The sequence below is a fragment of the Rhizobium sp. H4 genome (assembly GCF_003013335.1).
Taxonomy (GTDB): domain Bacteria; phylum Pseudomonadota; class Alphaproteobacteria; order Rhizobiales; family Rhizobiaceae; genus Rhizobium; species Rhizobium sophoriradicis.
Map to the genome: position 1 here is coordinate 355,549 of NZ_PSOW01000005.1, position 24,574 is coordinate 380,122.

21 protein-coding genes and 1 riboswitch are annotated in these 24,574 nt (G+C 63.0%); of the genes, 10 read left to right on the top strand and 11 right to left on the bottom strand.

The features are described from left to right. Positions 1–84 precede the first annotated feature (84 nt). A complete protein-coding gene (locus tag C4N04_RS10515) occupies positions 85–975 on the top strand; it encodes a helix-turn-helix domain-containing protein (RefSeq protein ID WP_096764351.1) in 891 nt (296 codons plus the stop codon). 50 nt (positions 976–1,025) lie between these two features. Here the strand turns inward: C4N04_RS10515 and C4N04_RS10520 are convergent, their stop codons facing one another. The 4 genes from C4N04_RS10520 to C4N04_RS10535 form a co-directional block, all read right to left on the bottom strand. Then, positions 1,026–3,413, bottom strand: coding sequence for a phosphoketolase family protein (locus C4N04_RS10520; RefSeq protein WP_086156361.1), 2,388 nt, complete (start codon positions 3,411–3,413; stop codon positions 1,026–1,028). 71 nt (positions 3,414–3,484) lie between these two features. Further along, positions 3,485–4,663, bottom strand: coding sequence for an acetate/propionate family kinase (locus C4N04_RS10525; protein WP_077990403.1), 1,179 nt, complete (start codon positions 4,661–4,663; stop codon positions 3,485–3,487). A 317-nt stretch (positions 4,664–4,980) separates the two neighbouring features. Then, positions 4,981–6,552 carry a bifunctional diguanylate cyclase/phosphodiesterase gene (locus C4N04_RS10530; RefSeq protein WP_077990400.1) on the bottom strand — a complete coding sequence of 524 codons (1,572 nt, stop codon included), beginning with the start codon at positions 6,550–6,552 and terminating at the stop codon, positions 4,981–4,983. A gap of 483 nt (positions 6,553–7,035) precedes the next feature. Beyond that, positions 7,036–7,590, bottom strand: a complete 555-nt coding sequence (locus tag C4N04_RS10535; RefSeq protein WP_010060819.1) for a histidine phosphatase family protein — start codon at positions 7,588–7,590, stop codon at positions 7,036–7,038. A 55-nt stretch (positions 7,591–7,645) separates the two neighbouring features. Beyond that, positions 7,646–7,796, top strand: a riboswitch (cobalamin riboswitch). Between the two features lie 26 nt (positions 7,797–7,822). Between C4N04_RS10535 and C4N04_RS10540 the strand changes: the two genes are divergently transcribed. Genes C4N04_RS10540 through C4N04_RS10550 form a run of 3 tightly spaced genes read left to right on the top strand, consistent with a single transcriptional unit; the run spans position 7,823 to position 9,403 of the window. Beyond that, positions 7,823–8,032: a CbtB-domain containing protein gene (locus tag C4N04_RS10540; protein ID WP_010060821.1), complete on the top strand. Its 210-nt coding sequence runs from the start codon at positions 7,823–7,825 to the stop codon at positions 8,030–8,032. A gap of 13 nt (positions 8,033–8,045) precedes the next feature. Then, positions 8,046–8,780, top strand: coding sequence for a CbtA family protein (locus C4N04_RS10545; protein WP_106795995.1), 735 nt, complete (start codon positions 8,046–8,048; stop codon positions 8,778–8,780). After that, positions 8,777–9,403 (top strand): hypothetical protein, encoded by a 627-nt coding sequence (locus tag C4N04_RS10550; RefSeq protein WP_106795996.1) that lies wholly within the window; start codon positions 8,777–8,779, stop codon positions 9,401–9,403. The genes C4N04_RS10545 and C4N04_RS10550 overlap by 4 nt, the downstream gene beginning before the upstream one ends. Here C4N04_RS10550 and C4N04_RS10555 read toward each other — a convergent pair. Further along, positions 9,388–10,050: a sulfite oxidase-like oxidoreductase gene (locus tag C4N04_RS10555; RefSeq protein ID WP_077990395.1), complete on the bottom strand. Its 663-nt coding sequence runs from the start codon at positions 10,048–10,050 to the stop codon at positions 9,388–9,390. The two genes, C4N04_RS10550 and C4N04_RS10555, sit on opposite strands and share 16 nt — an antisense overlap. A gap of 111 nt (positions 10,051–10,161) precedes the next feature. Between C4N04_RS10555 and C4N04_RS10560 the strand changes: the two genes are divergently transcribed. The 6 genes from C4N04_RS10560 to C4N04_RS10585 all read left to right on the top strand — a co-directional run bounded on the left by C4N04_RS10560 (position 10,162) and on the right by C4N04_RS10585 (position 17,982). Then, entirely contained in the window at positions 10,162–12,036 is a 1,875-nt protein-coding gene (locus C4N04_RS10560; protein WP_245425559.1) for a sensor histidine kinase, read from the top strand. Next, positions 12,033–13,367: a sigma-54 dependent transcriptional regulator gene (locus tag C4N04_RS10565; RefSeq protein ID WP_086156360.1), complete on the top strand. Its 1,335-nt coding sequence runs from the start codon at positions 12,033–12,035 to the stop codon at positions 13,365–13,367. The genes C4N04_RS10560 and C4N04_RS10565 overlap by 4 nt, the downstream gene beginning before the upstream one ends. A gap of 197 nt (positions 13,368–13,564) precedes the next feature. Then, a complete protein-coding gene (locus tag C4N04_RS10570; protein ID WP_038691001.1) occupies positions 13,565–14,548 on the top strand; it encodes a tripartite tricarboxylate transporter substrate-binding protein in 984 nt (327 codons plus the stop codon). A 199-nt stretch (positions 14,549–14,747) separates the two neighbouring features. After that, complete coding sequence (locus C4N04_RS10575) at positions 14,748–15,209, top strand: tripartite tricarboxylate transporter TctB family protein (protein ID WP_009982366.1); 462 nt, start codon at positions 14,748–14,750, stop codon at positions 15,207–15,209. A gap of 9 nt (positions 15,210–15,218) precedes the next feature. Next, the gene (locus C4N04_RS10580) at positions 15,219–16,724 is read left to right on the top strand and encodes a tripartite tricarboxylate transporter permease (protein WP_077990385.1); all 1,506 of its coding nucleotides are present in this window, start codon (positions 15,219–15,221) and stop codon (positions 16,722–16,724) included. A 91-nt stretch (positions 16,725–16,815) separates the two neighbouring features. Next, complete coding sequence (locus tag C4N04_RS10585; protein WP_077990383.1) at positions 16,816–17,982, top strand: M20 aminoacylase family protein; 1,167 nt, start codon at positions 16,816–16,818, stop codon at positions 17,980–17,982. Between the two features lie 171 nt (positions 17,983–18,153). Here the strand turns inward: C4N04_RS10585 and C4N04_RS10590 are convergent, their stop codons facing one another. From C4N04_RS10590 to C4N04_RS10615, 6 genes are all read right to left on the bottom strand, one after another. Continuing rightward, entirely contained in the window at positions 18,154–19,941 is a 1,788-nt protein-coding gene (locus C4N04_RS10590) for an adenine deaminase C-terminal domain-containing protein (RefSeq protein WP_077991506.1), read from the bottom strand. Next, positions 19,938–20,858: a nucleoside hydrolase gene (locus C4N04_RS10595; RefSeq protein WP_077991508.1), complete on the bottom strand. Its 921-nt coding sequence runs from the start codon at positions 20,856–20,858 to the stop codon at positions 19,938–19,940. The genes C4N04_RS10590 and C4N04_RS10595 overlap by 4 nt, the downstream gene beginning before the upstream one ends. 4 nt (positions 20,859–20,862) lie before the next feature. Continuing rightward, on the bottom strand, positions 20,863–21,888 hold the full coding sequence (locus C4N04_RS10600; RefSeq protein WP_077991510.1) for an ABC transporter ATP-binding protein: 1,026 nt from the start codon (positions 21,886–21,888) through the stop codon (positions 20,863–20,865). Next, positions 21,881–22,660 carry an ABC transporter permease gene (locus C4N04_RS10605; RefSeq protein WP_077991513.1) on the bottom strand — a complete coding sequence of 260 codons (780 nt, stop codon included), beginning with the start codon at positions 22,658–22,660 and terminating at the stop codon, positions 21,881–21,883. Before C4N04_RS10605 ends, C4N04_RS10600 begins: the two co-directional genes overlap by 8 nt. Beyond that, on the bottom strand, positions 22,657–23,484 hold the full coding sequence (locus tag C4N04_RS10610; protein WP_077991516.1) for an ABC transporter permease: 828 nt from the start codon (positions 23,482–23,484) through the stop codon (positions 22,657–22,659). Before C4N04_RS10610 ends, C4N04_RS10605 begins: the two co-directional genes overlap by 4 nt. 67 nt (positions 23,485–23,551) lie before the next feature. Continuing rightward, on the bottom strand, positions 23,552–24,574 hold the full coding sequence (locus tag C4N04_RS10615; RefSeq protein ID WP_077991519.1) for an ABC transporter substrate-binding protein: 1,023 nt from the start codon (positions 24,572–24,574) through the stop codon (positions 23,552–23,554).

Here is a 24,574-nt window from a genome sequence, read left to right on the forward strand (position 1 = left end):
ATTCTGCCGCGCCGACCGGATCGCCACAATGGACATTCCGGCCAAAAAATTGCACTAATCGAACATCCGCGCGGGAGGGAGCCAATGAGCAGGCATATACCGACTTACGAGCTCTACGGCGAAAACGTCGGACGATCGCCGGAATTTTGGTTGCATTGCGAAACAATTCGCTCCCGGAGCAGCTTGCATCAATGGGAAATTGCACTGCACCGCCACGAGAGCTTCTTTCAGATATTGTACATCGAAGCCGGTTCGGGTGATGCGATCTTCGGCGACAGGCGCCATGTCATCCGTCCGCCGGCGGTCATTACGGTTCCGCCCGGCCTCCATCACGGCTTTCGCTTCTCACGCGATATCGACGGTCTTGTCATCACCATATTGCGATCCCATCTCAGCCATCCGCCCGGCGAGCGCAGCCATCTCGGCGAATGGCTGGCGGCGCCGCATCTGACGCCGCTCGATCCGCGTGATGCCGACGGCATTCATGTCATGCAGACGTTGCGGCGACTAGGCGACGAATTTGAAAACCGCCGCAGCGGCCGCAACGAAGTGCTGGCAGCCTACGTCGCCTTGGCGCTGCGGCTGACAGCGCGGATTTCTCATGACGGTAATTCGAGCGAGCTTGCCTCAAGCGAAAACGAGCGACGGATGGACATGCTGGGCGAGCTCATTCAACAGCATTTTCGATCCCACAAGCCTGCATCCTTCTATGCCAGGGAGCTCGGGGTGTCGCCGACGCATCTCACCCGGATCGTCCGGTCGATGACCGGCAGCACGCCGCACGAGTTGATCGCCGCCAAACTCATTGAGGAGGCGAAGCGTCAGCTGGTCTTTACTCTGGGCAGCGTTCAGGAAATCGGATTCCGCCTCGGCTTTGCCGACCCCGCGTATTTCTCGCGCTTCTTCCTGAAATATGCCGGTGAAACGCCGCGAGTCTGGCGCATGACGGAAAAGGCCCGACTCGACCGCGCATAGGGTTTCGGCGTCCGGTGACAGCGCATTCGCAGGCGTCAGTCACCGATGTCTCATGTCGCCGGCCATGTCCAGTTCCGCACCTCCGGCATGTCCTCGCCATGTTCGCGCACATAGTCGTGGTGTTCCGAAAGCTTGCGACGGAAGGCGGCGAGGGCTTCGCCTGCTTTTTCCTTGACACCCGGGACGCGCTCGATCGCTTCGATGGCGAGGTGGTAGCGATCGAGTTCATTGAGCACGGTCATGTCGAAGGGCGTCGTGGTCGTGCCCTCTTCGATAAAGCCGCGGACGTGGATGTTTTCGTGGTTGGTGCGCTTATAGGTCAGGCGGTGAATGAGATAGGGATAGCCGTGATAGGCGAAAATCACCGGCTTGTCCGGCGTGAAGATCGCGTCAAAGGCGTCGTCGGTCAGGCCGTGCGGGTGCTGGTCCCTGGATTGCAGCGCCAAGAGATCGACGACGTTGACGGTGCGGATTTTTAGCGCCGGCACCGCCTTGCGCAAAAGGTCGACGGCGGCAAGCGTCTCCATCGTCGGCACGTCGCCGGCGCAGGCCATGACGAGGTCCGGCGCGACGGCATCTTCCTCGTTGCTTGCCCAGTGCCAGATGCCGATGCCTGCCTCGCAATGTTTCATCGCTTCGTCCATCGACAGCCATTGCGGCTCCGGCTGCTTGCCGGCGACGATGACATTGACGCGGTCATAGGTCCGCAGGCAATGGTCGCCGACCCAGAGCAGGGTGTTGGCATCCGGCGGCAGGTAGATGCGAACGATATCGGCCTTCTTGTTGGCGACGAGATCGACGAAACCGGGATCCTGGTGGCTGAAGCCGTTATGGTCCTGGCGCCAGACATGCGAGGTCAGCAGGTAGTTCAGCGACGAGATCGGCTTTCGCCATTCAAGCTCGCGCGTCACCTTCAGCCATTTGGCGTGCTGGTTGAACATCGAATCGATGATGTGGATGAAGGCCTCATAGCAGGAGAAGAGGCCGTGGCGGCCGGTCAGGAGGTAACCTTCCAGCCAGCCCTGGCAGAGATGTTCGGAGAGCACCTCCATGACGCGTCCATTGCGGGAGAGGTGGATATCATAGGGCTCGATATCCTCCATCCAGACGCGGTCGGTGACCTCGAAGACGCTGCCGAGGCGGTTCGATTCCGTTTCGTCGGGACCGAAGATACGGAAATTCGCCGCCGCCTCGTTGCGCTTCATCGTGTCGCGCAGGTAATGGCCGAGGATCTCCGTCGATTGCACCATCGCGCTGCCGCGCTTGCCGATCACGACAGCGTAGTCGCTGATATCGGGAACATCGAGCTCTTTGCGCAGCAACCCGCCATTGGCGTGCGGATTGGCGCCCATCCGGCGTTTGCCGACAGGCGCAAGCGCCCGCAATTCGGGTTTCAGCCGGCCGTCGGCGCCGAACAGGTCTTCCGGATCATAGCCGCGCATCCAGTCCTCGAGGATCTTGCGGTGGCCGTCATCCCCGCGGCAATTGGAGACCGGCACCTGGTGGGCGCGCCAGAAGCCTTCCACCATCTTGCCGTCAACCTCCTTTGGGCCGGTCCACCCCTTGGGGCTGCGCAGCACGATCATCGGCCAGCGCGGGCAACCCTCCGCGGTTTCGCCCCCTCGGGCCTGCTTCTGGATCTCGCGGATGCGGCCGAAGACACTGTCCAGCGTCGCGGCCATCTGCTGGTGCATATCGCGCGGTTCATGGCCGTCGACGAAGAACGGTTCGTAGCCGTACCCTTCGAAAAGACGGCGGAGATCATCGTCTCCGCCACGGCCGAGAATGGTCGGGTTGGCAATCTTGTAGCCGTTCAGGTGCAGGATCGGCAGCACGGCGCCGTCGCGGGCGGGATTGAGGAACTTGTTTGAATGCCAGCTCGCCGCCAACGGCCCGGTTTCGGCCTCGCCGTCGCCGACGACGCAGGCGACGATCAGGTCGGGATTGTCGAAGGCGGCGCCATAGGCATGGACGAGGGCGTAGCCGAGTTCGCCACCCTCATGGATCGAGCCCGGCGTTTCCGGTGCCGCGTGGCTCGGGATGCCGCCGGGGAAGGAGAATTGCCGGAAGAGCTTGCGCATACCTTCGGCATCCTCGGAAATATCGGGATAGATCTCGCTATAGCTGCCTTCGAGATAGGTGTTGGCAACCATGCCGGGCCCACCGTGACCGGGGCCGCACATATAGATGATGTCGAGATCGCGGGCGCGGATCACACGGTTGAGATGCACATAGATGAAGTTGAGGCCGGGCGTCGTGCCCCAGTGGCCGAGTAGGCGGGGCTTGATGTGTTCCGCCTTCAGCGGCTCGCGCAGCAGCGGATTGGCAAGCAGGTAGATCTGGCCGACCGAGAGATAATTGGCGGCCCGCCAGTAGCGGTCGATCAGGGTGAGTTCGGTATCGGTCAGGGCGGCGGCGGTTGCGACATGCTCTTCCATGGGTCTCTCCCGTTCGAAAACGCCTTTAACGTTATTTCTAGCCGCTGACGCCAGCGCGCCATTGATCTGGATCAGCGGGCGGCGAGAAGGGATAGCGCCTCGTCGGCGATCACCTGTTCCTCGTCCGTGGCGATGACATGGGCAGCCACGCGGCTTTCCCCGGCGCTGATCGTAAAATCATTGCCGGCATTCGCCTCTTCGTCGATCGAAAGGCCGAACCAGGCGAGGTGTTTCGCCACGCCGGCGCGGATCTCCGGCTGATTTTCGCCGATGCCGGCGGTGAAAACGACAGCATCGAGGCCGCCGAGAGTTACCGCCATGCGGCCGATCTCGCCGGCAATGCGCAGCGTGAAGAGGTCGATCGCCTGGCGCGCTTCCGGCCGTCCGTCCGTCAACAGGTCGCGCGTGTCGGCGCTGATGCCGGAAACGCCGAGCAGGCCCGAGCGGTGATAGAGCAGATCCTCGATCTCGCCCAGGGAGCGTTTTCTCTCTCCTGCCAGATGCAGGATGACGCCGGGATCGAGCCAGCCCGGGCGCGTTGCCATCGGGATGCCGTCGAGCGTCGAAAAGCCCATGCTGCAATCGCGGCTGATGCCCTTGTCGAGCGCACAGAGGCTGGCGCCGCTGCCGAGATGGGCGACCACCGCCTTGGCAGCCTGCGGCGCCTTGCCGGCAAGTTCACCAGCGATGAATTTATAGGAAAGCCCGTGGAAGCCATAACGCTTGATGCCCTCGTCATGCAGGGAACGGGGTATGGCGAGACGGCGAACGAGATCATCCTGCGTGGCATGGAAGGCGGTGTCGAAGGAGGCTGTCTGGACAAGATGCGGCTTCACATGTCTGAGCGCGCGAATGAAACGCAGCGCTTGCGGCTGGTGCAGCGGCGCGAGCGGGATCAGCGCTTCGACGGCATCGATTGTGGTGGTGTCGAGGGCGGCTGCCCTCGTGAAGCGGTCGCCGCCATGGACGACGCGGTGACCGGCGGCGTGCGCGGCGGTCATGTCGAAGTGGTTGGCGAGAAGCCCGAAGGTCTCATCGATGACGCCGTGCAGGTCGTCCGTTACCTCCGCCTTCAGCGGCAGGTCGAACGTCTGCAGTCCCTTGTTCAGGCTGAGGCTGAGTGGGTCGGCACGAAAATCGATGACGCACTTGCCGATGTGTCGTGCTTCGGCGCTCTCAATCGAGAAGATGCCGATTTTGACGGTAGAAGAGCCGGCATTGAAGGTCAGAAGCAGGTCGGTCGATGACATGTCTTTAGCAGTTCCGCGCAGGCATAATGATGACCGAACTTAGTGCCGGGACTTCTGATGGAAAGATATCTATTCGTCCGTCACGCGTATTTGCGGGCCCGCCCGGCCCTCTTGATGCATTCGGATTGTAACCCGGCACCTTTCATGAATGCGCCCCTCAGCCATCCCGCAGCGGGCAATGCTCTGCCGTCAGTGACTTACGGGCGTGGGTGGTGAGGACGTCTTGAGAGGTTCATCGCGATGCTTCCCATGATCCTGCGGCAGGTGTTCTAGCGCGTCGCATAAATCAAACTGAATGCGACGCGCTTAAAGCCTCGTCAGGCCGTGGATGCCAGATTGGCGTTGCGGTCGCGGATGAAGGTGTCCGCCTCGGCGGCGGGCATCGCCTTGCCGAAAAGATAGCCCTGGCCGATGTCACAGCCGAGTTGCAGCAGGAAGGCGAGCTGGCCATGCTCCTCGACGCCTTCCGCAGTCGTCTTGATATTGAGGCTTCTGCCGAGACCAAGCATGGCGCGGACGATCTTTTCCTGGCGTTCGTCGTCGCGATAGGTGGCGATGAAACTTTTGTCGATCTTGATCTTGTCGAAGCGGTAGCGGGCGAGCTGGGCGAGGCTCGAATAGCCCGTGCCGAAATCATCAAGGGCGATCTGGATGCCGGCAGCATGCAGTTCTTCAAGAATGACGGCGGCGATGGCGGGATCCTGAATCAGCGCGTTCTCGGTGATCTCCACTTCCAGGCGTTGCGGCGGCAGCCGGGTTGCCGACAGCACCTTGAGGATGCGGGATGTCAAGAGCTTGTCTTCCATCTGCACTGGCGAGACGTTGAAGGACAACATGACATGCGCCGGCCAGGTGAGCGCGTCGCTGCAGGCCTGGGCGAGCAGATCCTCGAACAAGGCGGTGATCATGCCGGTTTCCTCGGCAATGTCGATGAAGACCGGCGGCGGAATGTGGATGTCATCCTCGCCCGCCCAGCGCGCGAGCGCTTCGAAACCGCAGAGCTGGCCGGTCTTCAGGTCGATCAGCGGCTGATAGAAGGGCTTAATGTCTTTACTGGCGATTGCGGCGCGCAGTCTGGTTTCCAAGGAGGCGCGCTCGGCTACCTTGTCCTGCATTGAGGTTTCGAAGGCGAGAAAATGGTTGGGGCCGCGTGATTTGGCCTCGTACATGGCGAGGTCGGCACGATGGGCGGCATCTTCCAGCGGTTCGGTTCCCTCAGCCCAGCGATCGTAGCCGACGCTGGCGCCGACTTCGACGGCAAAGCCATCGATATGGATCGGTCGGGTCACGGCCTGGATCAGCAGCCTGGCGAAACGCTCCTCCCGTTGCGCGGTCAAAGCAAAGGCGACGATGATGAATTCGTCGCCCCCAAAGCGGTAGACGCAATCTGCATTGCCGAGCGCGCAGATGCGCCTGGCGACTTCGATGAGCAACACGTCGCCGCCTTTGTGGCCGACGAGATCGTTGACTTTCTTGAAGCCGTCGAGATCGACAGAGAAAATGGTGACGTTGTCGTCCCATTCCTCGACTTCGGCCTCGTCGTTCTTGATAGGCCGTGCGAGAGCCTTGCGCTCGAAGGCGTAGCGGTTCGGTAGCTTGGTCAGATGGTCATGAGTTGCCGTCCAATCGGCCTTCGCCTGAGCGGCGACGCGCAATTCCATTTCCTTGCGCAGGTCGGCAATACGCAGCACCGAATAGACGAAGCTCATAGCGCCAGCGATGCCGAGCCCAAGAACGAGCTTGTCGGCGCCATAGGCGCGGAAATGGGTCATGAATGAAACGAGGCTGTCGTCGAACCGGAGCAGCGTACCGAGGAGCCAGAGGGTTATCCCCAAACCGACGATCGACATGCATTGCCTTCCGGCTCTGCTCTGGAAAAACACCGGCATAATGCCTTCTCCATCTCCACCCCGCGTGGTGATATCACAAAAGTCTGAAATGTTCGTTGAAACCAGAAGGCGAATTTTCAGAGGGGTGGGTTTGCCGCTGCGGCATCAGAAGCCCCGATGGTATTGAGATACAACCGGAATTGCGTGGCGGCTGTTTGACGGATCTCGACCATAAGGAGAATAATTGCCGCAGGTGATTGGTACTGCAAAGATAGGATGAAGAACGAAGGCGAGCGTGCTATCGCATGCTCGCCCTTTCTCGTGCGTCAGGCGGTGACGATCAGCAGCGGAACGCTGACGATGAGACCGGCCAGAACCGTGAACGTGGCGAAGCGCATAAAACGCAGGCGCCGCGTCCGTTCTCCACTCCAATCATATGTCATTCTTCCATCTCCTTGGGACAAGGAAGGTAGTCCCCGGGCAACCGGGTTCAACAGGGATGACACAATTTGCTTGTGTAAGGCTGGATAAAATGCGGGTTCTCTAATGCTGGAAGCGCAGAGACCAGCGGCTGCCGTTGCTGGTCATGCGAAGGATGGCGAGCGGCTCGACGTCGCTCAGCCAGAAGGAGGAAGGCGGCGCCTGAAGCACATGTGCGACGGCCGCCCGGATGACAGCCGCATGGCTGACGGCGATGACGTGACCGCCGAGGGCCGATTGGGTGTCCATCCAGCCGACGACGCGCTTTCGCAGATCAACAAGGCTCTCGCCGCCGTGCGGTGCTGCTGCCGGCTCGGTCATCCAGGCCATGAGGCTTTCCGGCTCTTCCGCCTCGATCGCCGCGATCGGCCTGCCGGCCCAGCGGCCATGGTCGCAGTCGCGAAGCGACGGCTCTATCCCGGCCTGAAGCCGCAGCGCCTCGGCTGTCTCGCGGGCACGCAAGGCTGGGCTCGTGACAATACGGTCGGCACGGGGGAGGACGGCCATCCCGCCAGCTTCTTCAGCGGCCTTGCCTTCCAGCGGTTCGTCGAGCGGGAAAAGGGCCTTGCGACTCGCCGCCGTCGCGCCGTGGCAGATCCAGGTGAGGCGCGTGTTCACGGTCGTGCTGATCTCCGGATAGCGGTGGGGATGGCCCTTAGGCGTTTCGTGAAGTTTCGTTGACAGTCTCTTCGGCGTGCAGATATAACCGGGCTGTTGCGGGTTTGGAAGCCGGTGGAAATCCGGCGCGGTCGCGCCACTGTGACCAGCGTGTCGAAAGCTCTTCGCGCTGGAAGTCAGACCCTGCCGCACAAGCACTCTTTCGACTGAACGCGTCATTCCGGAGGAATACATGTCTGACACCACTTTCACGCCCGTCGCGGCACCAGCGCCGATCCCGGTCGGCGAAATCCTGCCCTGGGCGATCTTCGGCGGCCTGCTGATGCTCATCGCCATCTATTTCGTCGGCACCGAGGAAGGCGCGATGGCGCTGTTCAACGGCATGTATGTGCATGAATTCGTGCATGACGGCCGCCACCTTCTCGGCTTTCCCTGCCACTGAGGGAGTTCCCGACATGGTTGGAAACCTTTTGCTTCGCGGCATGTTCGCGGGCGTGATTGCTGGCATTCTCGTTTTCGCCTTCGCCCATATCTTCGGCGAACCGCTGGTCGATGCGGCAATCGCCTTCGAAGAGGCGAGCGCGCAGGCGGCCGGGCAAGCGGCCGAACCTGAAGTCGTCAGCCGCGCCACGCAGGCCGGTCTCGGCCTCTTCACCGGCGTCATGGCTTACAGCGTTGCCGTCGGCGGACTATTTGCCCTCGCCTTTGCTTTCGTGCACGGGCGCTTCAGCGCTCTTTCGGCGCGTGGCACCTCTGCTGTCATCGCCATCGCCGCCTTCGTGGCGATCGTGCTCGTTCCCGGTATCAAATATCCGGCCAACCCGCCGGCGGTCGGCAACCCCGACACGATCGGCGTCAGGACGGAGCTGTTCTTCCTGTTGATCGTCGTTTCGGTCGCGGCGCTGATTGCCGCCGTGGCGCTGTCGCGCCGCCTTTCCGAGCGTTTCGGGCTTTGGAACGGCGCGATCGTCGCCGCTCTCGCCTATCTCGTCTTCATCGGCGTCGTGCTTTATCTGCTGCCCCCGATCAACGAAGTGCCGGAGAATTTCTCGGCGATGGTACTCTGGCGGTTCCGCACGACCTCGCTCGGCATGCACGCGATTCTCTGGGCAACGCTCGGCCTTGCCTTCGGAGCGCTCGCGGAAAGACGGCTTGCCCTCAAGGGCGGGCTGCGGCCCGCCTTCCGGTGATCCGGCGCATCGGCAGGCTTGCGGCTCTCGCTCTGATCGCAAGCCTGTTCCCATTGCTTGCGGGAAACACGTCTGCCCATGAGCGCAGCGCCGACGGTAGCCATGCCGGCCTCGAGATCCCCGCCATTTCCCACGGCGAGATGGCGGTCATTTCCGATTACCGCAGCGGGATTTTCGGGCTGGCGTCGCGGGCGGTCGATACCAACGAACCGTTCCGCCGCGTCCTGAACTACGCCGAGATCCAGTATTCCTATTGTCTGTGGGGCCGGATGCCGGGCAGCGTGACGGACGAGGAAAGCCCTTTCAACGAATGCGCCCATGCCTATCTTGCGGCGACGAAAGCTGTATTGCTGTCGATGCGGGAGATGCCGCGGGAGGCGGCCGCGGCGGGTGAAATCATCTCGGCAATCGACGCGGATATGGCGCGACGCGGGCTCGCGCTCATCACCTGCCAGTTCAGCGGCGAGGCCTTCAACACCGCCGACATCGTCAAGCCAAATTGGAGCAAAGTGCCGCTTCATCCTGCCAGCATGGCATCGTTGACAGGATTGGCTGCCCTGTTCGGTCTTGCCGGCCTTGTGCTTAGACGCGTCTTGCGGCCGAAAGCTCAGTCGTCGGAATAGCGCTGTTCGCGCCACGGATCGCCATACATGTGGTAACCGTTCTTTTCCCAGAACCCGGCCTTGTCGGCGGGCATCAGCTCGATCTGGCGCAGCCATTTGGCGCTTTTCCAGAAATATAGATGCGGCACGACCAGGCGCATCGGGCCGCCATGGTCTGATGTCAGCGGCAGGCCCTCCCATGAGGTCGCCAGGATCGCGTCCTCGGCGGCGAAATCGGCAAGCGGCAGGTTGGTGGTGTAGCCGTCATAACTCGTCAGCAGGACGTAGGCCGCTTCCGGCTTCGGCATGGCGAGATCGAGCAGATCCCGCGTCGAAACGCCTTTCCAGTTGTTGTCGTAACGCGACCAGGTGGTGACGCAGTGGATATCGCTGACCTTGGTGCTCTGCTCGATCGCCTGGAAGGCCGCCCAGTTGAGCGTGAGCGGTGTTTCGACCAGGCCGCGGACATCGAGCCGCCAGCTGTTGGTGGAGATGACCGGCTGCTGGCCGAGATCGAGCACCGGCCAGTTCTTGACGAGGTGCTGACCGGGTGGCAGGCGCTCGGCTTCAGGACGGCTGACGCGGCCGGTCAGGAATTTTCCCTCCGCCGCCCAGCGGCGTTTGGAACTGGTCAGCTTGCTGTCGGAGGGCGTCTGGTCGTCGCTCATGAGCGGGTCTCCTTGGGATGCCGCAATAGGGCATTCGGCTCCCCGGGTGTCAAGTTTCGGCAGACCCTTGGAAATCCCCGTCTGTATCATTAGACTTGGAGCCCGTCGGGCGTGCCTTGCTGGGGAGTGGAGGCAGAAAGGGAGGAGCCGGATCTGTCTTCGAGATATCGCGCGATAGCGGCGCTTTTGGTAGTGCCGATAATCATTTTCGCCTTCTTCACCTATGGAAGCGCGATTGCGACGCGCGCCTACATGGAAGAAGCCTCGGCGCAGGCTGGAACGACGCTGCGTCTCGCGGTTTCGGCGCTCAGCGGCCACCTCAATCGCTACGAGGCGCTGCCGGCGCTGATTGCCGATCACGACGATATCAAGGAGCTGGTCAGCACCCCCGACGACGGGGCGTTGCGCGAGACTGCCAATCTCTACCTCAAGGAGATCAACGGGCTGTTGAAGTCGTCCGACATCTATGTCGTGAAGCCGGATGGGGAGACGATCGCCGCCAGTAATTATGATGGACCGGGAAGCTTCGTCGGGCAAAATTTCAACTACCGGCCTTATTTCCAGGAGGCGATCGAGGGGCGGCAGGCGCGGTTTTATGCGCTCGGCACAACCTCACTGAAACGCGGCTATTATTTCTCGGCGCCGATCAGGGTCGGGGCTGACATCCGTGGCGTCATCGTTTTCAAGGTCGATATCGACATGATCGAATCCTCCTGGAGCGGCGGGGAATACAAGATCTTCGTCTCCGATCCGGAGGGCATCATCTTCATGTCGGGAAGCCCGGAATGGCTCTACGGAGCAATCCTGCCGCTGACGTCCGACCGCATCGCCCGCACGGAAGCCTCGCGGCGTTATGCCAATGCCAGGCTGACCGGGTTGCCGGTGGTGCGTCACCGCTTCGAACAGCACGAGCTGATGACGCTGGCAAGTGATCGGGGCGCAAGCGAATATCTCGTGCTGTCGCATTACATGCCGGCCGAGGACTGGACGGTGAACGTGCTGATGGAAACGAGCTCCATCCGCGCCCAGGCGCGCACGGCACTGGTGGCCTTCTTCCTCATCCTTTGTATCGCCGCGCTCGCCGTCGCTGTGCTCCGCCAGCGGCGGGCGCGGCTTGCCGAGCGCATGCAGATGCAGGCTGAGGCGCAGGGCGAGCTGGAGCGCCGGGTTGAGGAGCGCACCGCCGATCTTGCCCGCGTCAACAGCCGCATCGAGGAGGAGATTTCAGAGCGACGGCTGACCGAACAGCAGCTTCGTCAGACCCAGGCCGATCTGATCCAGGCCGGCAAGCTTGCCGGGCTCGGGCAGATGTCGGCGGCTCTTTCGCATGAGTTCAATCAGCCGCTCGCCGCAGCCAAGACCTATACGGACAGCGCCGCCGTGCTGATCGACCGCGGGCGAATGGAGGAGGCCAGGGACAATATTAGGCGGATCGGCGGTCTGATCGACCGCATGGCCTCGATCAGCCGGCACCTGCGCAACTTTGCCCGCAAACCGAACGAGAAACTCGGGCCGGTCGCTCTCGACGATGCGATGCGTGATACGCTGGAAATCGTCGCATGGCGGCTGAAGGCGGCGGACGCCGAGCTCCGGCTCGACCTCGGAACGCAGCCGCCGGTCGTGCGTGCCGGTTCGGTGCGTCTGCAGCAGGTGCTGGTGAACGTCATCTCCAATGCCGCCGATGCGGTCGAAGGACTGGCTGACAGGCGCATCGAAGTGTCGGCTTTCGAGGAGGCCGGCAAGGTAGTGCTGACCGTGCGCGACCATGGGCCGGGTGTGCCGGCGGCGATTGCCGAGCGCATCTTCGATCCGTTCTTCACGACGAAAGGCGTCGGCAAGGGGCTCGGTCTGGGGCTTTCGATCTCCTATAACATCGTCAAGGATTTCGGCGGCAGCCTTGCCGCCGCCAATCATCCCGAAGGGGGCGCGGTGTTCCGCATCGAGCTGCGGTCGGCGGCAGGGCTGATGCCGGAGGCGGCGGAATGAACGAAGCGAAGATCCTGCTTGTCGACGACGAAGAAGAGTTGCGCCGGTCGACTGCGCAGGCGCTGGAGCTTTCCGGCTTCAGCGTCGAGACCTTTTCGAACGGCGATCATGTGCTGGAGCTGATCGGCTACAGCTTTCCCGGCGTCGTCGTCAGCGATATCCGCATGCCCGGTATCGACGGCATGACGCTGATGCAGAAAATCCGCGAGATCGATCAGGAAGTGCCAGTTATCCTCGTCACCGGCCACGGCGACGTCCAGCTTGCGGTGAAGGCGATGCGCGAAGGCGCCTATGATTTCATCGAGAAGCCGTTCACGCCTGAAATGCTCGCAGGGGTCATTCGGCGAGCAATGGAGCGGCGTGGCCTCGTGCTCGAAAACCGGCTGCTGAAGGCGGTCGCGGGCAAACGCGACGATATCGAGGCGCGGCTGCCGGGGCGTACACAGGTGATGGTGGATCTGCGCTACCGCATCCGGGCGATCGGGGCGAGCGATGCCGATACGCTTATTGTCGGCGAGACCGGCGCCGGCAAGGAGGTGGTGGCCCGCGCGCTTCACGACATCAGTGCCCGGGCAAGCCGGCCGTTCATCGCTATCAATTGCGCCGCGCTGCCGGCGAATCTCATCGAGAGCGAGCTTTTCGGTCATGAGCCAGGCGCCTTTCCGGGAGCGGTCAGGCCGCGTTACGGAAAATTCGAGCACGGGCGCGGCGGCACCATCCTGCTCGACGAGATCGGCTCCATGCCGTTTGACCTGCAGGCGAAGTTCCTGAGGGTGCTGCAGGAGCGGGTGATTTCCAGGCTCGGGTCGAATGAGATCGTGCCGCTCGACGTCCGCTTCATTGCGACGAGCAAGGTGGATCTCGAGGCGGAGGTGGCAGCCGGCCGCTTCCGTGCCGATCTCTTCTACCGGCTGAATGTTGCGACGCTGCACGTGCCGTCGCTGTCTCAACGACGGCCGGACGTTCCGCTGCTTTTCCTGCAACTAGTGCGAGAGGCGGCCGCCCGCTACGGCCGCGACGAACTCCTCGTGCCGCCGGAGGTGATCTCCGACATTGCCCAGCGTGACTGGCCCGGCAATGTCCGCGAATTGAGGAATGCCGCCGATCGTCTGGTCCTCGGTCTCGACAATGGCGGGTGGCAGGCCGAAGAGGCGATGGGGCTTGCGGAGCGAGTCGCCGAATTCGAGCGAGGCGTCATTGCCAGCGCGCTGGTCGCGCATGGCGGCAGCCTTCGGCCGGTTTATGAATCGCTCGGCATTTCCCGCAAGACGCTCTACGAAAAGATGCAGAAATACGGCCTCGACAAGCGGATGCTGATTACCGACGGCTGATCCACATTCCGATGGGTGGATTTCCACCCATCGCGAGAGCCGTTTGTTTCCAAATCGACCCATGCTGCATCGCACTGTCGCAAATTCGTCTTGTGAAAGCGGTGGCGGCGGTTGCAGCTGGACCTTTTCCGGCGGCAAATAGCGATCGGAACCGGCGCGGAGGATGTGCCGGCGGTTGTTTCATCAGGGAGGAAACGATGAAAATCCTGAAGGCCATGCTCGGCCTGACCGCGGCTGCCGCGGTGTCTGTTCTCGCCGGCGCCGCTTCGGCGCAAACCTATCCCGAGCGCACCATCACCATGGTCGTACCCTTTTCAGCGGGTGGCCCGACCGATACCGTCGCACGCCTCGTCGCCGAATCCATGTCGAAGGATCTCGGCCAGCAGATCGTCGTCGAAAATGTCGGCGGCGCCGGTGGCACGCTCGGCGCCGGCCGGGTCGCGAACGCCGATCCCGATGGATACACCATCCTCCTGCACCATATCGGCATGGCGACCAGCGCCACGCTCTACCGCAAGCTCGCCTATGACACGCTCGGCGCATTCGACTATGTCGGCCTCGTCACTGAGGTGCCGATGACGATCGTCGCCCGCAAGGACTTGGAGCCGGCCGACCTCAAGGGGCTGATCGACTACGTCAAGGCCAACAAGGACAAGGTGACGGTCGCCAATGCCGGCATCGGCGCAGCCTCGCATCTCTGCGGCATGATGTTCATGAGCGCCATCCAGACGCCGCTGACGACCGTTCCCTACAAGGGCACGGGTCCTGCCATGACCGATCTTCTCGGCGGCCAGGTCGATATCATGTGCGACCAGACGACCAACACGACGAAGCAAATAACGGGCGGCACGATCAAGGCCTATGCCGTAACCTCGCCTAAGCGCCTCGATGTGATGAAGGATGTTCCGACGGCGGTCGAAGCCGGCCTGCCGGGCTTCGAAGTCGGTATCTGGCACGGCATCTATACACCGAAGGGCACACCGGCCGAGATCAACGAGCGGCTGTCGAAGTCGCTGCAGGTCGCGCTGAAGGATCCGAATGTCGGCGCCCGCTTCGCCGAACTGGGCACGGCGCCGTCCTCCGACGCCGATGCGACGCCGGCCGCGCTGAAGGCCAAGCTCGAAAGCGAAATCGCCCGCTGGAAGCCGGTGATCGAGGCTGCCGGGGAATATGCCGACTAGTGAGGGATGTGCCAGGAATAGCCCCTCACCCTAACCCTCTCCCCGTAAACGGGGAGAGGGGACTGCGTGCTCAATAGCAGCTGCAGGGGGCCGGCGGCATATCTCTCCCGGCTTGTGGGGAGAAGGTGCCGGCAGGCGGATGAGGGCTAGCTCCTTTGTGACGGCATCACGTGAACCATCTCCAACTCCAGGAGACACCATGAAATCCATCAGTTTCGATACCACCAATGCGATCTGCGGCGCGCTTTTCGTCGCGACCGGCGCTTTCTTCGCCTTCCAGTCGCTGGGGCTCGACCTCGGCACGACACTGCGCATGGGGCCTGGTTATTTTCCGCTGTTGCTTTCCGCCGTGCTCGTACTGCTCGGCGCGATCATCTTCATTCAGGCGCTGCGCGTGGAGGGTGAGCCGATTGACCCCTTTGCCTGGCGCGGCATGCTGTTCATCTTGCCGGCTCCGGTCTTCTTCGGGCTGACCGTGCGCGGGCTCGGATTTGCGCCGGCGCTGTTCTTCACCGCCTTCATCGCCTGCTTCGCATCGCAAAGGATGAACGTGTTCTTTGCGATCATTCTTTCGCTGTTGCTGACGGTCTTTTCGGTGGCTGTCTTCAGCTATGGGCTCGGCCTGCCGTTCGAGCGCTTCGGCCCCTGGGTCCGGTTCTAGGAGGCGATGATGGATCTTTTCAGCAATCTCGCGCTCGGCTTTGCGACGGCCGGCACGTTTGACAATCTGCTCTTTTGCCTGATCGGCGTGCTGCTCGGCACGCTGATCGGCGTCTTGCCCGGCATCGGCGCCACGGCGACGATCGCCATGCTTCTGCCGATCACCTTCCAGCTCGAACCGGTCTCCTCGCTGATCATGCTCGCCGGCATCTATTACGGTGCACAGTATGGCGGTTCGACGACGGCAATCCTGATCAACATGCCGGGCGAATCCTCCTCCGCCGTTACCGCGATCGACGGTTATCAGATGGCGCGTAAGGGCAGGGCGGGGGCGGCGCTGGCGATCGCAGCGCTCGGTTCGTTCTTTGCCGGCAGTGTGTCGACCTTCCTGGTTGCAATTTTTGCGCCGCCGCTCACCGCGATTGCGCTGCAATTCGGCTCGGCGGAATATTTCTCGCTGATGATCGTCGGCCTGGTTTCGTCGATTGCGCTTGCCCACGGCTCGGTCGTCAAGGCCTTGGCGATGGTGGCGCTCGGGCTGCTGCTCGGCCTCGTCGGCACCGACATCTACACCGGCACGCCGCGCTTCACGCTCGGCATCCGCGAATATGCCGACGGGCTGAATTTTGTGGCACTCGCCGTCGGCGTCTTCGGGGTGGCGGAAATCCTGCGCAACCTCGAGGGCGAGTCGACACGGACGGTGCTGATGGCCAAAGTCTCCGGCCTGTTACCCTCACGCCAGGAATTCAAGGAGATGATCGCGCCGGTCATTCGCGGCACGGCGATCGGTTCGGCACTCGGCATCCTGCCGGGTGGCGGCGCGATCCTGGCCGCTTTCGCCTCCTATACGGTGGAAAAGCGGATGTCGAAGACTCCGGAGGAATTCGGCAAGGGGGCGGTTGCCGGTGTCGCCGGACCGGAATCGGCTAACAATGCCGGGGCGCAGACCTCGTTCATTCCGCTCCTGACGCTCGGCATCCCCGCCAATCCCGTCATGGCGCTGATGATCGGCGCGATGATCATCCAGGGCATCGTGCCGGGGCCGAATGTCGCCACCGAGCAGCCGGCGCTGTTCTGGGGCATCATCGCCTCGATGTGGATCGGCAATCTGATGCTGGTGATCCTCAACCTGCCGCTGATCGGGCTCTGGGTGAAGCTGCTGACCGTTCCCTATTACGTGCTCTTCCCCATCATCATGGCCTTTTGCTCGATCGGGGTCTACAGCGTCAATACGAACGTCTACGACCTCTATGCAGTCGCCTTCTTCGGCTTCATCGGCTACGTGCTGGCAAAGCTTCGCTGCGAGCCGGCGCCGCTTCTGCTCGGCTTCGTGCTTGGACCGCTTCTGGAAGAGAACCTCAGGCGCGCCATGATCCTGTCGCGCGGCGACCCGACCACCTTCGTCACCCGTCCGATCAGCGCCACGCTTCTGGCGATCGCGGTTGCCGTGCTGATTGTCGTGTTCCTGCCGAGCGTCAAGAAGAAGCGCGAGGAGGTGTTTGTCGAAGAAGCCTGAGGGCTTGAAGTCACAGCTTGTTTGATGAACAAGGATGATCTGACGCGGGCGCCGGTTGGGCGCCCGTTTCGTATAAAGGGATATCCTGGCAATGAGCATCCCCGCCCGGATCAAGGACGATTTGCCGTTCCTCACGACCTTGCGTCGCGATCTGCACGCCCATCCCGAACTCGGTTTCGAGGAGGAGCGCACCGCTGGCATCGTCGCGAAGCTTCTCGAGGAGGCCGGTGTCACGGTGCATCGCGGCCTTGGCCGCACCGGCGTGGTCGGCACGCTCAAGGTCGGCGATGGCATACGCCGGATCGGGTTGAGAGCCGATATGGATGCGCTCGCCATGACTGAGACGGCGGAGCGGCCTTATAAATCGAGCGTGCCTGGCAAAATGCATGCCTGCGGCCATGATGGCCATACGGCGATGCTGCTCGGCGCCGCGCGGCACCTTGCGGCGACGCGGGGTTTTTCCGGCACGGTGCATTTCATTTTCCAGCCGGCCGAAGAGGGACGCGGCGGCGCGAAGCGCATGGTGGAGGAGGGGCTGTTTAAGCTCTTCCCCTGCGATGCCGTCTACGGCCTGCACAATATGCCAGGGCTTGCGGTCGATGAGATCGCCGTGGTCGCGGGGCCGCAGCTTGCCTCTTCCGACAGCTGGCGCGTCACCTTTCGCGGGGTCGGCACACACGGCGCCAAGCCGCATCTCGGCCGCGATCCGATCACCGCCGCCGGCACTTTCCTGTCATCGCTGCAGACGATCGTCGGCCGCGTGGTCGATCCGCTGCAGCCGGCCGTCGTCAGCGCCTGTTTCCTGCAGGCGGGCGATTCCAAGGCGCTGAACGTTATTCCCGATTTGGTCGAGATCGGCGGCACGGCACGCGCCTATTCGCACGAGGTGCGGGACCAGATGGAGACCGAGATCGGCCGGTTGGCGCAGGGGACTGCGGCCATGTACGGCATATCAGTCGAATATCATTTCGAGCGGCGGATCCCGCCGGTGATCAATGACGCGGATGCGACTGCCCGGGCGCTCGCAGCGGCCGGCTCGGTGTTCGGGAAGGTGCGGACAAACTTCCCGCCGTCGACGGCGGGCGATGATTTCGCTTTCTTCGCGCAGAATGCGCCGGGCTGTTACGTCTGGCTCGGCAACGGGCCGGCGGAGGGCGGGGCGCTGCATCACAATACGGCCTATGATTTCAATGATGAGGCGCTTGGCTACGGCGCGGCTTATTGGGTGTCATTGGTGGAGCGGGAGTTGAAGGGTTAGCTGGCGTTTGCGGCCCCTCATCCGCCCTAACGGGCACCTTCTCCCCGAGGGGAGAAGAGACTTGTGGCAACGTCTCGATTCCCTCTTCTCCCCAGCGGGGAGAAGGTGCCCGTTAGGGCGGATGAGGGGGCTATCGGGCACGCCGATCATTGTCTGGTTCATGCCCCGGCCCTACAGAATCTCCAGCACCGGGCTTTTCATCATTCTCCCCGTCACCACATCCGCAATCCCCCGGTCCGTCTGATGCGGGCCGGCATTGCAGGCGAGCGTTGCGCCGAAGCAGGCCTTGAAGACCCGGTAGGGCGGCTTCCAGTCGACGATTTTTTCCATGGCTTTGCGGATGCCGGCGAAGGTCGAAGCGGTGTCCGCTAGCGATGCGCCGGTCACGAGGCCGGAGAGCGGCAGCGGCAGGATCGCCTCGATCTTTCCGTCTTTGGCGACCGCCATGCCGCCGCCGGCTGATATGACGGCGTTGGCGGCGAGCGCCATGTCGCGAGCGTTGCCGCCGAAGACGGTGAGGTTATGGCTGTCGTGCGAGACGGTGGTGCAGAAGGCGCCGCGCCAGTCGCCCCAGCCAGTGAGGAAGCCGATGCGCGGGGTGCCGTCGGCCTTGCCGTGGCGGTGGGCGACGGCGATCATGGCGCTGCCGGTTGGCGGCACGACGAAACCGTCTCTGACTTCCGTCTCCGTCGCGTCCCATCGCGTGAAGCGCGGGCGGTCGATGGTGGCGACGCGGACGCGCGCGCCTTCGGATGGAATGAGGAAGTCATTTTCGACGAGTGGCGGAAGCTTCACCGAATTTTCAAGCGGTGCCGTATCAAGCCGCTGGACGGCGGCCTGCATGCTGCCGTTGCGGGCGACGATGCGGCCGCCTGAAATGACCAGCCGCGCCCGGAACTCGGTGAGATCTTCGAAGAAGACGATATCGGCGCGGCGTCCGGCGGCGATGAGCCCGAGATCGGAGCGCTTCAGACGCTGTGCCGCATTGAAGGTCGCTGCGCGGATCGCCCATTCCGGCTTCATGCCGTAGCGCACCAGCCGGCGGGCGACATCGTCGAGGCCGCCGCTTTCGTAGAGTTCATCGGGGAAGACGTCGTCGGTGCAGAGGGTAACAGTGGGCGGCAGGTGACCGAGACCGTTCAGCACCTCGACGAATTCCTGCAGCAGATGGTCGTGAGAACCGCGCAGCTCGATGGTCAGGCCGGCGGCAAGCTTGGAGTAAAGATCGGCGCCGGAGGTGAGTTCGTGGTCTGAGCTGACGCCCGCCGCCATAAAGGCGTTGAGATCGCGACCTTCGAGACTGCGAGCATGGCCGCAGACGAGTTTGCCGGAGGCAAGGCCGGCATTGACGATGGCCGCCATGCGCGGGTCACCGTCGATGACGCCGCGCATGTTCATGACTTCGGCGACGCCGCCGACGGCCGGCGAGCGCAGCATCTCGGCGACGACGGCGGCATCGAAATCGGCGCCGGCGAGTTCCAGGCCGGGTGCCGACGGCACGCAGGAGGGGGCGAGCAGGATCATGCGCAGCGGCAGTGAGCACGCTGCCTCGATTGCCCAGCGCACGCCGTCGAGGCCATGCACGTTGCCGAATTCATGCGGATCCCAGACGATGGTGGTAACGCCGCGCGGCAGCACGGCGCTCGCATATTCGGCGGGCGTGACCATCGAGCTTTCGATATGCATGTGCGTGTCGATCAGGCCGGGCGTCAGGATGCTGCCCGCCGCATCGATGATCTCGGCTGCATCCATGCGGCTTGCCGGAGCATGGACGCTGGCGATCAGCGTGCCGACGAGACCGATATCGGCGTCCCGCATCAAGCCGGTCACAGCGTCGAGCAGCCGGCCGCCGGTAATCAGCACGTCGAAGGGGGCATCGCCGCGCGCAGCAGCAACGGCGCGGGCGCGCAAGGCAGGATCGTTGAGGTCGGCGGGCTCTTGGCGAGAGGTGACGGTCATTTGCGTGCCTCGTTGACAAGGGCGGCCAGAATGATGGCGCGCGCCCTGTCGGCATCGATGTCGGCGGCGAATTGCGCATTGAAGGTCGCATGAGTGGCGCGGGTCTCGACGACGGTGCGACCACGCGTCAAGTGACCTTGCAGCTCGACGTCGATGCGCGCCGGGCGGAAGCTGACGATATCTGGAGCGATGAAGGCGACGGCGGCGCAGGGGTCATAGATCGCCATTCCAGGGCGGCCGCGGCTGGTGGCGATGCTTATATAACCAGCGAACATGTCGGCAATCAGTTCGGCATTGCCGCCACCGGCATTGCGCACCGCCTCGGCATCCTCCGGCTTTGCCAGCACCCTGCGGCAAAGATCGAGATCGACCATGCGCAGCGGCAGGCGATGGGCGATGACGATCGCAAGCGATTCGGGATCGGCGAGCGCGTTGAATTCGGCAGACGCCGTATGATTGCCCGATGTGACACCGCCGCCCATCCAGACGAGGTCGTCGATGCGGGCGGCAAGATCAGGACGGGCGAGCGCCACGGCGGCGATATTGGTGAGAGGCCCGAGCGCCAGGATGCGGTGTGGCCCGTCGCCTTCGAGCCAGAGGCAAAGTGCTGCGAAAGCGTCGCTTTCGCCAAGGGCCCCCGCCTGCGGCAGGCTCCTGCCGATGGTCGGAATGCCGGCTTCGCCAAGGATCGCCTGTGCGGTTTCGAGCTTGCCGAGAACCGGCATGGCGCGGCCGGTATGCATCGAGAATGTCCAGCCGAAGGCGCTGCCGGCACCGGCGGCATTTTTTCTCACCTGCAACAGCGGCGCATTGCCGAAGACGAGCGAGACGCCGTCGATCTCATATTCCGACTGCGCCACCACCAGGATGGCGGCAATATCGTCGAAGCCCATGTCGGTATCGATCCAGACGCCCATGATCTCACCCGAACCGTTTGAGGTTGGCCGCGCCGGCTATCGGCAGATCGAAGGTGAGCGGGCTGCCGATCCTGTATGGCGGCAGGCTTGCATCGATCTCGGCCTTGATCGGCCCAAGCGGCGTATCGAGGAGATATTCGCGGCTGTTGCCGGCAAAAGAGGTGCCGCGCACCGTTCCAGCAAAGGAACCCGAGCCGAGGACCACCGCGCTCGGACGCCAGGCCAGGCCCGCCGCCGTTTGCGGCGGCGGGGCGGGCAGCGCGACCGGGCCGTTCGGCGTCGCAAGCTTTCCATCCTTCAGCGCGAAGACATTCTCGAAGCCGACGAAATCGGCGACGAAGGCGGAGGCCGGGTTGTTGTAGATCTCCTCCGGCGTGCCGATCTGCTCGATACCGCCGTTCAGCATGACGACGATGCGGTCCGCGAGCGCCAGGGCCTCCACCTGGTCGTGGGTGACGAAGATCATGGTGACGCCGGTCTCCCTCTGGACGCGCTGCAATTCGGCGCGCATCTCCAGGCGAAGCCGGGCGTCGAGATTGGAGAGCGGCTCGTCGAGCAGCAGGACTTTCGGCTCCATTACCATCGAGCGGGCGAGCGCCACGCGCTGCTGCTGGCCGCCGGAGAGTTCGGCGGGCTTGCGGCCGGCGAAAGCGGCGAGGCCGACGGATTTCAGGCCGGCGCCGACGCGGGCGTCAAGATCGGCGCCCGAGATGCCTTTGAGACGCAGGCCGAAAGCGACATTCTCATAGACGGTCAAATGCGGAAAGAGCGCGTAGGATTGGAAGACGAGGCCGATGGCGCGCTTGTTGGCGGAGACGCGGGTAATATCGGCGCCGTCGAGGCCGATGCGGCCGGAGGCGGGCGTCAGCAGGCCGGCAATGGCGCGCATCGTCGTCGTCTTGCCGCAGCCGGAGGGGCCGAGGAGCGCGAGGAGCTCGCCCTTGCCGATCGCAAGATCGAGATCCTTCACCGCGACCGTATCGCCATAGGCAAGCGTCAGCTTGTCGAGTTCGAGATAGGCATCAGACATAACGCGAAAATCCCAGGAAGCGCTCGGCAAGGAAGACGATGCCGATCGAGAGGAAGGCGAGAAGGGCGGAGAGCGCCGCGATGGACGGGTCGTAGGTGGTTTCCATGTAGCCCAGCATGTCGATCGGCAGTGTGCGCACACCGGGGCCGGAGAGGAAGAGCGAGACCGGCACCTGATTGAAGCTGGTGACGAAGCCGAGGATGAAGGCGGCCAGAATGCCGCCGCGGATATTCGGCATCACCACGCGGAAGAAGGCGCCGAGCCTGGAGGAACCAAGCAGGACGGCCGCTTCCTCGATATCCGAACGCAGATTGTCGAGGCTCGCGGAGACGACACGCACGGCATAGGGCAGCACCAGCGCCGCGTGAGCGAAGAAAAGGGCGAGCGTGATGTTGAAGCCAAAGGGAACGACGAGATAGCGCAGCAATGCCAGGCCGACGATAATGCCGGGAACGATGATCGGCAGCGAGACGACGGTGCGGATCGTTTCTGCCGCCGGCAGCCGGTAACGCGACAGGGCGTAGGCGGCGGGGATGCCGAGGACGAGGGCTGCGAGCGTTCCGAATACGGCAAGGAACATCGACATGGCGAAGCTGTCGCGAAAACTTTCGATGGTGAAGACCTTCGTCACCCAGCGCAGCGACAGGCCCTGCGGCGGGAAGGCCAGCGTGTCGCCGGCTGATAGGGAAGCGGCAATAATGATCAGGAACGGGCCGATCAGAAAGACCAGCAGAAGAAAAAGCACGATGGGCGAAAACAGGCGCAGGGTCATCGGCGGTTCCTCGCCGTCGCAAGGCGTTTCAGCAGGATGTTGGCGGCAAAGCTCATGACGATCAGGATGAAGGCGATGACGCTTGCCGAGACGAAATCATTGGCGACGGAAACCTGCTGGTACATTAGCGTTTCGAGCATCAGCACCTTGGAACCGCCAAGCACGGCGGGGGTGATATAAGCCGTCAATGAGCCGGTGAAGACGAGTGTACCGCCGACGACGAGGCCCTCCCTGGTCAGCGGCAAGATAACCTTCCAGAAGACCTGGAACCAGTTGGCGCCGAGCACGCGGGCGGCCGGTATCGCATCCCTCGGCATGTTTTCCAGCGCACTGATCAGCGACAGGATCATCAGCGGCAGGAAGAGCTGCAGGAGGCCGATGAAGACGGCGGTTTCGGTGAACAGCAGCCGCAGCGGTTCGGCGCTGAGGCCGAGGCCAGTTATCGCCTGGTTGACGATGCCGGTGCGGCCGAGAATGACGATCCAGGCATAGGTGCGGGCCACCGGCGAGATCATCAGCGGCAGGGTGATGAGGCCGATCATGCGGCCCTTGCCGTTCGGCGGCAGATTGACGATGGCGAAGGCGGCGGCATAGCCGATGATTGCCGAGACCGCAGTGACTTCGAGACCGAGCCGGAAGGATCGCAGGAAAACGGTGCGGTTCAGCGTCCCGGAAAAGAAATCGGTATAGGCCGACAGCGTCCAGCCGCCACCGGCGCGAAAGCCCTCCGACAGCAGGATCGCGACGGGCAACAGAAAGACAAGGGTCGCAAAGACGGCTGCCGGCAAGGCAAGCGCCATGGCTTCTGCGCGGTTCTGGAACATGAGGCGCCTTTCGAACGGAGATTGGATGGCCCCGGCAGAGGCGCCGGGACCGGTTCTCACGCCAGCCTTACTGGCCGACCTTGTCGTTCCATGTCTTCAGCCAGCCGGCACGGTTGTCGAGGGCGACGGCCGAGGGGATCAGCTTTAGGCTCTTGGCCGTATCCTCGCCATAGGTGAGATTGTTGGCGGCGGCTTCGGAAAGCTTGACCTCGCGGTTGGCAGGGCTGTCGATCAGCTTTTCGGCGAGTTTGGTTTGGGTCTCGGTCGAGAGCCAGAAATCGATGAACTGCAAGGCGAGATCCTGATTGTTTGAACCTTTTGTCACCACCAGCACGTTCATGCCGCCCGTCTGGCCCTCCTTCGGTGTCGCCCAGGCGACCGGCACGTCGAGCTTGGTGAAGCCCGCCCAGGAGAACCGGCCGATCGGTGCCGCCCAGATTTCCTCCTGCTGCATCAGCTGTACGAGCTGTGAGGATTTTTCGTAGAAGGTGACGATGTCGTCCTTCTTCTCGCCCAGTGCCTCGATCGGCCCCTTCAGGTCGGGCGTGTCCTTGCCGAGCGCCAGGCCCAGCATGTAGAGGGCCGGCGGGCCCTGATTGGTGGTCACGTTCGGAAAGGCGACGTGGCCGACATATTCAGGCTTCAGGAGATCGGCCCAGGAATCGATCTTCATCTTGTCCGAACGATAGGCGATCGAGGTGGCGTAGAAGGTATAACCGACGCTCATACCGTCGCCGTTCGGGTCCTTGGCGATGTCGTACAGCTTGCCGAAGTTGGAAAGTTTTGCACTGTCGACCTTGTCGATCAGGCCAGCGCGGGCGGCGGCCAGCGCATCGGCCATCGAAACGGCGGCGAGATCGACGACGGGACTGGCCTTGTTGGCCTCCATCTTGGCCAGGCGCTCGACGCTGTTGCCGGTCTCGACCACCAGCTTGCAGCCGCATTGGGCCTCGAACGGCTCGTAGACCAGCGCCTTGAAATCGTCCTGGGCGAACGCATAGGCGGAAATGGTCAGCGTCCGTTCGGCGGCAGCCGCACTCAACGGCGATAGCGCCGCAAGCGCCACCGAAGCAATGAGAGCTTTTTTCAT

Bases quoted from the DNA above. Each gene is read 5' to 3' on its own strand.
- C4N04_RS10595 (WP_077991508.1), bottom strand. From the start codon at position 20,858: ATGGGCGTCTGGATCGATACCGACATGGGCTTCGACGATATTGCCGCC.
- C4N04_RS10515 (WP_096764351.1), top strand. From the start codon at position 85: ATGAGCAGGCATATACCGACTTACGAGCTCTACGGCGAAAACGTCGGA.
- C4N04_RS10530 (WP_077990400.1), bottom strand. From the start codon at position 6,552: ATGCCGGTGTTTTTCCAGAGCAGAGCCGGAAGGCAATGCATGTCGATC.
- C4N04_RS10575 (WP_009982366.1), top strand. From the start codon at position 14,748: ATGAAATCCATCAGTTTCGATACCACCAATGCGATCTGCGGCGCGCTT.
- C4N04_RS10580 (WP_077990385.1), top strand. From the start codon at position 15,219: ATGGATCTTTTCAGCAATCTCGCGCTCGGCTTTGCGACGGCCGGCACG.
- C4N04_RS10590 (WP_077991506.1), bottom strand. From the start codon at position 19,941: ATGACCGTCACCTCTCGCCAAGAGCCCGCCGACCTCAACGATCCTGCC.
- C4N04_RS10605 (WP_077991513.1), bottom strand. From the start codon at position 22,660: ATGACCCTGCGCCTGTTTTCGCCCATCGTGCTTTTTCTTCTGCTGGTC.
- C4N04_RS10600 (WP_077991510.1), bottom strand. From the start codon at position 21,888: ATGTCTGATGCCTATCTCGAACTCGACAAGCTGACGCTTGCCTATGGC.
- C4N04_RS10545 (WP_106795995.1), top strand. From the start codon at position 8,046: ATGGTTGGAAACCTTTTGCTTCGCGGCATGTTCGCGGGCGTGATTGCT.
- C4N04_RS10540 (WP_010060821.1), top strand. From the start codon at position 7,823: ATGTCTGACACCACTTTCACGCCCGTCGCGGCACCAGCGCCGATCCCG.
- C4N04_RS10570 (WP_038691001.1), top strand. From the start codon at position 13,565: ATGAAAATCCTGAAGGCCATGCTCGGCCTGACCGCGGCTGCCGCGGTG.
- C4N04_RS10610 (WP_077991516.1), bottom strand. From the start codon at position 23,484: ATGTTCCAGAACCGCGCAGAAGCCATGGCGCTTGCCTTGCCGGCAGCC.
- C4N04_RS10525 (WP_077990403.1), bottom strand. From the start codon at position 4,663: ATGTCATCGACCGACCTGCTTCTGACCTTCAATGCCGGCTCTTCTACC.
- C4N04_RS10555 (WP_077990395.1), bottom strand. From the start codon at position 10,050: ATGAGCGACGACCAGACGCCCTCCGACAGCAAGCTGACCAGTTCCAAA.
- C4N04_RS10615 (WP_077991519.1), bottom strand. From the start codon at position 24,574: ATGAAAAAAGCTCTCATTGCTTCGGTGGCGCTTGCGGCGCTATCGCCG.
- C4N04_RS10585 (WP_077990383.1), top strand. From the start codon at position 16,816: ATGAGCATCCCCGCCCGGATCAAGGACGATTTGCCGTTCCTCACGACC.
- C4N04_RS10520 (WP_086156361.1), bottom strand. From the start codon at position 3,413: ATGGAAGAGCATGTCGCAACCGCCGCCGCCCTGACCGATACCGAACTC.
- C4N04_RS10565 (WP_086156360.1), top strand. From the start codon at position 12,033: ATGAACGAAGCGAAGATCCTGCTTGTCGACGACGAAGAAGAGTTGCGC.